The organism is Aquimarina sp., assembly GCF_977115655.1.
In genome coordinates, this window is sequence record NZ_CDSBKO010000064.1 from 23,381 (window position 1) to 31,914 (window position 8,534).

The following is an 8,534-nucleotide window of genomic DNA, read 5'->3' on the forward strand; positions in this document are numbered from 1 at the left end:
ATTTTATTTTATAGCCTTAGTTGTTTAACATTACCGGCATTACCAGCATGGTAATATGTTCCCCTTCGTCTAATCCGTCTATGGGAGTAAGTATTCCGGCTCTGTTTGGTAAAGACATTTCTAATTGCACCTCGTCTGCATTTAAGTTACTTAGCATTTCACTTAAAAAACGGGAGTTGAATCCTATTTGCATATCGTCTCCCTGGTAATCACAGGTTAAACGCTCTTCTGCTTTATTAGAATAGTCAATATCTTCGGCAGAGATATTAAGTTCTGCTCCTGCAATTTTTAATCGAATCTGATGTGTTGTTTTATTCGAAAAAATAGAAACTCTACGCACAGAGTTTAAGAATTGTGTGCGGGCTATAGTTAATTTGTTTGGGTTTTCCTTTGGGATTACCGCCTCATAATTAGGGTATTTACCATCTATTAATCTACAAATTAACTGTGTTTCATCAAAAGTAAATTTTGCGTTGGATTCGTTATATTCGATTCTTACTTCGCTGTCGCTTCCTGCTAAAATTCCTTTTAATAAATTTAAGGGTTTTTTAGGCATAATAAACTCAGCAGATTGAGAAGCACTTATATCTTCTCTGGTATATTTTACAAGTTTGTGCGCATCGGTTGCTACAAAGGTTAACCCTTCTGTAGAGAACTGAAAAAACACCCCGCTCATTACTGGTCTTAAATCATCATTACCTGTAGCAAAAATGGTTTTACTTACTGCTGTAGCTAATACATCTCCTAAGATATTGGTAGCACTCGGATCTTCTAATTCTACTGCCTTAGGAAACTCTTCACCATCTGCATACGCCAAAGCATATTTACCGTGATTAGAGCTAATCTCTACCGTATTATTATTAGCAGAAACAAAAGTTAATGGTTGCTCAGGAAAGGTTTTAAGGGTTTCTAACAATAGTTTTGCAGGTACTGCAATAGTTCCTTGGTCAGAAGATTCTACTTCTAATTTAGCCGACATAGTAGTTTCGAGATCAGAGGCAGAAACTGTTAATGTGTTATTATCTAATTCGAATAAAAAGTTGTCTAAAATTGGTAACGTATTACTGTTACTAATTACTCCTCCTAATACTTGTAGCTGTTTTAATAAGTAAGAACTGGATACTATAAATTTCATCTATTTTTTGTTGTTTTTTATTGCCAGATGTAATTAGCCAATTTCCTGATTTTAATCAGGGCAAGCGTTTTGGTTAATGGTAACGTTTTGCAATGGCTTATTTATACACAAACAGTAATGTATGTGCATAGTTCAACGCAAATATAAATGTAATCTGTTTGGATTTTGGCATGCATAAAACCATAGTTATTAACAAACCTTAACGAGTTATTGACTATTTAAATCCACATTGTGGAGTTTAATTTATCGAGGCTTGCCTCGAAAACAAAATATATTTTTGGAATCATGCCTGGTGAGCTTGCTCCGAGGTTATTGATTAATCCAAAAAATTAATTTTTATTGTTGTCTATAAGTTTATCGGTATAATGGGCTTTATGTTTAGGTGCAGAAAAACGTTTTTCGTTATAGATCACAGATTTTCCTTTTGGGATAGATAGACTTTGCCATTGCTCTGCTGCAATCATTTTTCCTAAAAATACGATTTGACCTATATGGTATGAGTAATGTGCCAGTTGCCTGTTTATTGCTTCGGTAATGGTATGTTCGATATTTCGAATATATACGGGGTGATTAAAATTGTTTTCGTCTATACTTTTTAATGCGGTAAAAAGACATTGCCAGCCATTTTCCCATTTATTTAAAAGCTCTTCTTTGGTTTTTATATCGTCTTCAAATTCGGTATCCCGGTGTCTCCATTCTTTTTCGCCATCGGTAGTTAAAAAATCAGTCCATCGGGATTTCATATTCCCCCATAAATGTTTTATGAGTATTGCAATACTGTTACTATCGTTATTGTATTGCCAAAAAAGCTTCTCTTCAGGGATTTGTTCTATGGTTTTATCTCCCAGAGATTTGTAGTAGGTAAATTGTTTATGGATTCCTTCTATATATTCTGTTGCATTCATGGGTTTATTTTTTTATTCTAAAGATAATACCATTTCTGACTTAAAATTACCCCCTAAAATTTGCTCTTTTTCGTTTATGCTTCAAAATAAAATTTAATCATAGCCTTGACTATGCTTGCATTTTCTTTTTTGCCTAAACAAAAAATACCTGTATTTTATTTGAGTATTTTTAAATCAGAACTGGTATAAGATATTAAAATATATGGATTTTTTTTAGGACCGGATATGTTTGACTAAGGTTTAGTATGGGTAAAACAAGTCATCCTGCATTATTACCGGGGCGCGGAGTAGGTGAGGTCGGGCGCGCCACGCGCCTGCCTTTTCTATGTCCGCGCCCGGGTATCTACCCCATGCGCCTTACCAAAAGTAGCCTGCGCTTGGGTGTCTCCCCCACGCGCCTTGGATTTCTACCTCCGCGCCCGACCAAAAGTACTCCGCGCCCGGGTAAACTATGTTCGCGCTTACATAAATATACTCCGCGCCTTTAGTTTTTATGACAGGGAACAGGTTTTTTATAGGAAAGGATGGACTTCGAGAGCCTCAGTCCACTATAACCGAACCGAACGGTGAGGTTACTCGAACCGTTATATTACCGAAGGATGGACTTCGAGAGCCTCAGTCCACGAGAATTATTGAAGGATGGACTTCGAGAGCCTCAGCCCACGAGAATTATTGAAGGATGAACTTCGAGAGCCTCAGCCCACGAGAATTATTGAAGGATGGACTTCGAGAGCCTCAGCCCACTATAATTAACCCCGAACGGTGAGGTTACTCGAACCGTGATATTCCCGAAGGATGGACTTTGAGAGCCTCAGCCCACGCGAACCCTGAACTCTGGAAGGGTGAAGTTCTCAAAAGTTTAAAATAACATTTTTCTTTTACGAACCAGCAACCAGATTACTACGGGGGCTCCGATAAGAGAGGTAATTGCATTAATAGGCAAGGTATATTCACTAGATGGTAGTTGTGCAATACTATCACAAATTAACATGATAATACTACCAAGCAATAGTACTGCCGGAATTAAGGTTTTATGGTTTGATGTATGAAATAACAATCTGGTAAGATGAGGTACTGCCAGACCTATAAATGCGATAGGGCCTGCAAAAGCAGTAACACTACCTGCTAGCAAACCTGTGGCAATAATAATGAGAAAACGGCTTTTTTGAATGTTTAAACCAAGGCTTCGGGCATAGTTTTCTCCTAATAATAAGGTGTTTAATGGCTTTATAGAAAGAACAGCCAATAGCATCCCTAATAAAGATATACCAAAAAAGATAAGAACATCATACCAACTAAGGTTACCTAAACTACCAAATTCCCAAAATACATATTGTTGTAATTGATTGGCAGGAGCAAAATAAGAAAGAACGCTTACTATTGCAGAGGTAATACTACCAAACATAAGTCCTATAATTAGTATTGCCATAGTATCTCTAACTTTGGCAGAGACCACCACTACAGCAAATAGTACTAATATACTTCCTAAACTAGCAGCAATTACCAATCCCCATTTTGAAACTAAAAAAGTAGAAAAAGCAATCCCTGTAAAGGTGCTGCTTAGTATTAATATTGCTACTCCCAGTGTTGCTCCGGAGCTAATCCCTAGTACAAACGGCCCTGCCAAAGGATTCCTGAACATGGTTTGCATTAACAAACCAGAAACCCCAAGTCCGCAGCCTACTATGATAGCAGTAATTGCTTTTGGTAATCTATAGTCAATGATAATATGTCTCCAGGACTCTTTTTCTACACTGCCGCCAATTAGGCTTTTTAAGGTGTCTGACCAAGGTATAAATACAGAACCTAAGCTTATGTTAGCTATAAAACAAATAAGCAAAAGCAAAAGTATACTTAAAAAAACAGGTTTATATGATTTGGTTGGAGTCAATTAATTTAGCTTTTCAAAAAAATAAGGTTGATAATCGTTTAATAATTCTGGATGTGCAATTTTAATAATATCTTTTAAAATTAAATCGGGGCGCATTGGTCCTAATTCATAATAAATTAAGCCTTCTTTTGCACCGGTTTTTAACGAGTAAGAATATACGGTTTTATTTTTAAATGCATCAAAAGCTTCATAACGATGGTTTTGTGCTTTAAGTTCTTCCAAAGATTTTGAATTACCGGCTCCTATCCATAAGTCTGCATTTTGCCCTTTTTCCAAAACACTTTCAAAGTTTAGGGTTAAACTACCTGCATCATTATTATCTGCCCATAAATAGGTGGTATTTGCATCTTTTAAAAATTGTGCAATAAAACTATCTCCACCAGGGATATACCATATATCTTTAAACATGCTCCCAGATACTACAGTTGGTGATTTTTTTATGTTTTTGGCAAGAGTAACTGCTTTATTGTAGCTGTTTTTTATATTTTGAAAAATATCTTCGGCAATGGTTTCTTTACCAAAAAACGCAGCAATAAATTTTATCCACTCTGCTCTTCCCAGAGGGTGTTTTTCCATCCACGAACCATTCATAACCACAGGGATTCCTGTTTTTTGAATAAGATCATACGCTTTGGTATCTCCTGTTGCCGAAAAACCTATAATCATTTCGGGAGAAAGCTCAAGAACCACTTCAGTGTTCAAGTTATATTCTTTGCCAAGCTCTTTTACCTTTCCTTTATCTATTAAAGCTCGTGTTTTTTCTGAAGAAATATAATTAGTATGCGGAAACCCTACTAATCGATCTTCGAGATTCATGTATTCTAACATAGGGATATCTGTAGTAGAACTAACCACGACTCTTTCAACAGGAACTTCGATAAATAGGGCGTTATCAGAGTAAAAAGGTCTTTTGGTACCTTTTGGGTGCAGTATGTAGATTAGATCCTGTTTAGCGTCTGGCCACGGGGTAGTAACTTTTATTTTTTTATAATCTTTATAGTTTTGGATAGTAAATCCTGTAGCATATTCAATCTTTTGGGGAGCGAGATACATTACAGAAAGTGGATTGCTATTTTCTTGTTTTTTCTTACAAGATATACTTAACAGAAATAAAAAAGAAAATCGAAACAGGGTACGCATGAAAAATATTTTTTGTAAAAATAGTAAATCAGTAATAAGTTTGGGGCTAAACGAACATATCATTAGTGTATAATTATATCTAATGTCTTGTAATATGGTGTTTGATCCATATTATGGAGTTTAAAGGAGGCTTGCGTCGAAAACAAAATATATTTTCGGAAGCATACCTCGTGAGGGTACTCTGAGATTATTGATTAACAAAAAGTATTTGTTTTTTGGAACAAGCGGTTAAATAATAATTAATTGATAATCGAAACCATTAATAAACCATCTTTTAACGATTTGTTTTTTTTAAAATAAGGAGGAAAGGAAGATTAAAAACGTTCTTTGGGCAACTAACTTAGACATATCTATCCATGAAAAACTTACAATTTTACATTTTAATTTTTGCAGTATTTCTGTTCTTTTCTTGTTCTGAAGATGAAAGTAATATAGAAGATTACGAAAGTCAAACAAAGTCTCATGAGAGCAAAAATATAAATACAGAAAGTCTAACAGTATTAAGTTATAATATATTTCATTTACCAGGGATTGCAAGAATAAAACAATACAAAGAAGAAGAGAGATCCAAAAAGCAACTACAGGTTTTGACAGAAATGATATCTTCATTAGATGTTATTATTTTTCAAGAAGGGTTTAACCAACAAGTCGAAACATACTTGTTTAATAAACTAAAGAACGTTTGCCCTTATAATACCGTACTTGTTGGTCAGTATTGTAGTACAGGTTCTAATTGGGATTCTGTTAGCGGAGATTGTTCTAACAGCATATTTGTTGTTAATGGGGGAGTGCGAATTTTTAGTAAATATCCGATCGGTAGTAAAAAACAATATGTGTTTACTAATTCTGGGTTTGGAACGGCAGATTATCATTCAAATAAGGGAGCTGCTTATGTTGAGGTTACCAAAAATGGTAAAAAATATCATATTGTAGGGACTCATTTGCAGGCAGATCAAGGAAGTTATAATGGTAGTTCTGTTCGTTTAAAACAATTGAAAGAGATAAAGGATTGGGTAAATGGCTTTAATATACCTGTATCAGAACCATTAATTTATGCTGGGGATATGAATGTGCAATATACAGATACGTCTTCCTACACCAGTATGCAAAGTATTTTAAATTCTACACTATCGTATTCTTTTAATGCCACTACAGATATAGGAACGTACTCTAATACCAATACTTTGGTTAGTAAAGAGTATCCGGATTATAACGACACTTTGGATTATATTTTAATTAGTAAAGAGCATAAACAACCGGTTTCGATTCCTGAAATGGAAGTGTTACAATTTGTAAGGGGAGGAGAGGATTTATCAGATCATAATGCAGTAAAAACAGTCTATAGTTTTAATTACTAAACAAATTTTATATACTGTTTTATAGTAATAGATGTCCCTGCATTTTATGCGGGGATATTTTTTTAGTTTATGTATTTTAAAAATTTAAACTATAACAGGTATAACAATTACATCCCCATACTCTATTTTAATGCTAAAAGAATCTTTTAGTTCTATTTGTTGTGTATAGGCAAGTAAGGCTCTCATTGGTCCTGCGTGGGTTACAACAATGATTTTTTCTTCAGAATCTGTATGTATAGAGTTATAAAAATCTAAAATTCTGTCCTGTAGCATTATATAGGATTCGCCATTAGGTACTTGTGTGGTAACAAAATCGTTCATCCATGGGTCTAGTTGGGTTGAATGGATAGTATCCCAGTTCTGTAGCTCCCAATCCCCAAAATCCATTTCTTTAAGTCTGGGATCTGTAGTATATGGTATGTTAAAAGTTTTGGCAAGTAGTTTACACCGTTGCAAAGGACTGCTATATACTCTGGAGATTTCTGTAACAGGGATTTTTTGGTGTATTTTTTCTACTTCAGAAGCAAAGGAACTGGTGATCCCAATATCGCTTTGCCCGTAACAAATTCCTTTTTCGATATTTGGGGTGGTATGTCTTACCAGATATATTTCCATAATGCGATACTAGTAAGATAAAATACGACTTCACTTAATTGTTGTACTGCTCCTGCGCAGTCTCCGGTTTGCCCTCCAATCCATTTTTTAAATTTATGTGCTAAAAACATTTTAGAGGTATACATGGGGATTAAAGTAAGAAAAATCCACGGGTTTTTAAATAAAAATAAAGGAGCAATACCAAAGATTGCACTTATACAAACAGAAGAAAAACGGATACTTTTTGCAGCAGGTTTTGCTTTGCTGTCCTCTGTATCTCTTACATAAGGATGTGTAAAAATAAGAGTGGTGGCTATAAAACGACTTAGGCTGTGTCCTGCTATTAACAACAATGGTATATAGTATGGTTCGGTCTCTCTTAATGCGGCAAATTTAATAGCTAATAACAGTAGTATTCCTATAGTGCCATAAGTGCCAAGCCGGGAATCCTTCATAATCAAAAGAATTTTTTCTTTAGACCAACCCCCTCCAAAGCCATCACATACATCTGCAAAACCATCTTCATGAAATGCTCCTGTAGTATAAATGGTAGCAAACATAGATAGTAATAAAGAAATTTCAGTAGAAAAAAGAAAAGAAGCTCCGTAATAAACTATAGCTCCTATGCAGCCCACAATAATTCCTACCAACGAAAAGTATCTGGAACTAAGCTTTAGATACTCGGGATCATGGTTTACCCATTTTGGACAAGGTATACGGGTAAAAAATAGTAATGCAGTAAAGAATATATGAATCTCTTTTTTCATGTGGTTACTTTAGAGGTTGGATTAAAAACTAATATCTAAACCAGAATTTTTTAGCATATATTTCCAAAAAGGAATAAAGGAACAAACCATAAGTAGTATAGCCAAAAGTATTCCTATAATTGCAACTTTGTTTTTCTTCAAAAAAGAAATAATACCAAAGTAAAGACTTAATAGCCCCAAACAGAGTATTATAATTTTTAAAGTTTTGCCAAATGCAAAGATAGTAGGAGTAAACTCTGAAACGTTTTGTGATTGCGCCAACCCATCTAGAAATCTATTATATAAATCCATATTAGATGTATATAAAAAATAGAAACCTATACAGGCTATACCTATAGATAAAATTCCTTTTTTCATTAGTTAATTTTGTTACTTCTTTGTTTAGGTTGTTTAAAAAATATCACTAGCATCCGAAAGTTTTTATTTACTTTCCTCTTAGATGTCAAGCTGAGCTTGTCGAAGTTCTTAAACCTATGATTTTCAATTGGATTTCGACAAGCTCAATCTGACAATAGAAATTATATAGAAAAATAGAACCAACACCTATCTAAACAATACCGTCTTTGTAATTAATTTTTTAGAATATTTAGGTCTCCGTTTTATGTAAACTTTCGGATGCTAGTAAAAAAATATAATTTATTATTTTTTGTACGCATGGCTTCCATAACAGAATCACTATTTTTCACTACTCACTACTCACTACTCACTACTCACTACTCACTACTCACTACTCACTACTCACTA

Annotated in this window: 8 protein-coding genes; 1 reads left to right on the plus strand and 7 read right to left on the minus strand. The window is 34.5% G+C overall.

Annotated features, from left to right (window positions below; translation table 11 throughout):
- Positions 1–16: 16 nt before the first annotated feature.
- From dnaN to ACZIYX_RS20260, 4 genes are all read right to left on the minus strand, one after another.
- Positions 17–1,135 (minus strand): DNA polymerase III subunit beta, encoded by a 1,119-nt coding sequence (dnaN, locus tag ACZIYX_RS20245; RefSeq protein WP_462684076.1) that lies wholly within the window; start codon positions 1,133–1,135, stop codon positions 17–19.
- A gap of 329 nt (positions 1,136–1,464) precedes the next feature.
- Positions 1,465–2,040 (minus strand): DUF1572 family protein, encoded by a 576-nt coding sequence (locus ACZIYX_RS20250; protein WP_462684077.1) that lies wholly within the window; start codon positions 2,038–2,040, stop codon positions 1,465–1,467.
- Between the two features lie 859 nt (positions 2,041–2,899).
- Entirely contained in the window at positions 2,900–3,931 is a 1,032-nt protein-coding gene (locus tag ACZIYX_RS20255; protein ID WP_462684078.1) for a FecCD family ABC transporter permease, read from the minus strand.
- Positions 3,932–5,071 carry an ABC transporter substrate-binding protein gene (locus ACZIYX_RS20260; RefSeq protein WP_462684079.1) on the minus strand — a complete coding sequence of 380 codons (1,140 nt, stop codon included), beginning with the start codon at positions 5,069–5,071 and terminating at the stop codon, positions 3,932–3,934. It lies immediately after the preceding gene.
- A gap of 356 nt (positions 5,072–5,427) precedes the next feature.
- Between ACZIYX_RS20260 and ACZIYX_RS20265 the strand changes: the two genes are divergently transcribed.
- Positions 5,428–6,429 carry a sphingomyelin phosphodiesterase gene (locus ACZIYX_RS20265; protein ID WP_462684080.1) on the plus strand — a complete coding sequence of 334 codons (1,002 nt, stop codon included), beginning with the start codon at positions 5,428–5,430 and terminating at the stop codon, positions 6,427–6,429.
- An 84-nt stretch (positions 6,430–6,513) separates the two neighbouring features.
- On the opposite strand, the gene cobC is transcribed toward ACZIYX_RS20265, so the two are convergent.
- Genes cobC through ACZIYX_RS20280 form a run of 3 tightly spaced genes read right to left on the minus strand, consistent with a single transcriptional unit; the run spans position 6,514 to position 8,147 of the window.
- A complete protein-coding gene (cobC, locus tag ACZIYX_RS20270; protein ID WP_462684081.1) occupies positions 6,514–7,044 on the minus strand; it encodes an alpha-ribazole phosphatase in 531 nt (176 codons plus the stop codon).
- Positions 7,026–7,790: an adenosylcobinamide-GDP ribazoletransferase gene (locus ACZIYX_RS20275; RefSeq protein WP_462684082.1), complete on the minus strand. Its 765-nt coding sequence runs from the start codon at positions 7,788–7,790 to the stop codon at positions 7,026–7,028. Before ACZIYX_RS20275 ends, cobC begins: the two co-directional genes overlap by 19 nt.
- A gap of 21 nt (positions 7,791–7,811) precedes the next feature.
- Positions 7,812–8,147 carry a hypothetical protein gene (locus ACZIYX_RS20280; protein ID WP_462684083.1) on the minus strand — a complete coding sequence of 112 codons (336 nt, stop codon included), beginning with the start codon at positions 8,145–8,147 and terminating at the stop codon, positions 7,812–7,814.
- Between the last annotated feature and the right edge of the window lie 387 nt (positions 8,148–8,534).

Coding starts and splice junctions, on each gene's coding strand:
- dnaN (WP_462684076.1), bottom strand. CDS start 1,135: ATGAAATTTATAGTATCCAGTTCTTACTTATTAAAACAGCTACAAGTA.
- ACZIYX_RS20250 (WP_462684077.1), bottom strand. CDS start 2,040: ATGAATGCAACAGAATATATAGAAGGAATCCATAAACAATTTACCTAC.
- ACZIYX_RS20260 (WP_462684079.1), bottom strand. CDS start 5,071: ATGCGTACCCTGTTTCGATTTTCTTTTTTATTTCTGTTAAGTATATCT.
- ACZIYX_RS20265 (WP_462684080.1), top strand. CDS start 5,428: ATGAAAAACTTACAATTTTACATTTTAATTTTTGCAGTATTTCTGTTC.
- cobC (WP_462684081.1), bottom strand. CDS start 7,044: ATGGAAATATATCTGGTAAGACATACCACCCCAAATATCGAAAAAGGA.
- ACZIYX_RS20275 (WP_462684082.1), bottom strand. CDS start 7,790: ATGAAAAAAGAGATTCATATATTCTTTACTGCATTACTATTTTTTACC.
- ACZIYX_RS20280 (WP_462684083.1), bottom strand. CDS start 8,147: ATGAAAAAAGGAATTTTATCTATAGGTATAGCCTGTATAGGTTTCTAT.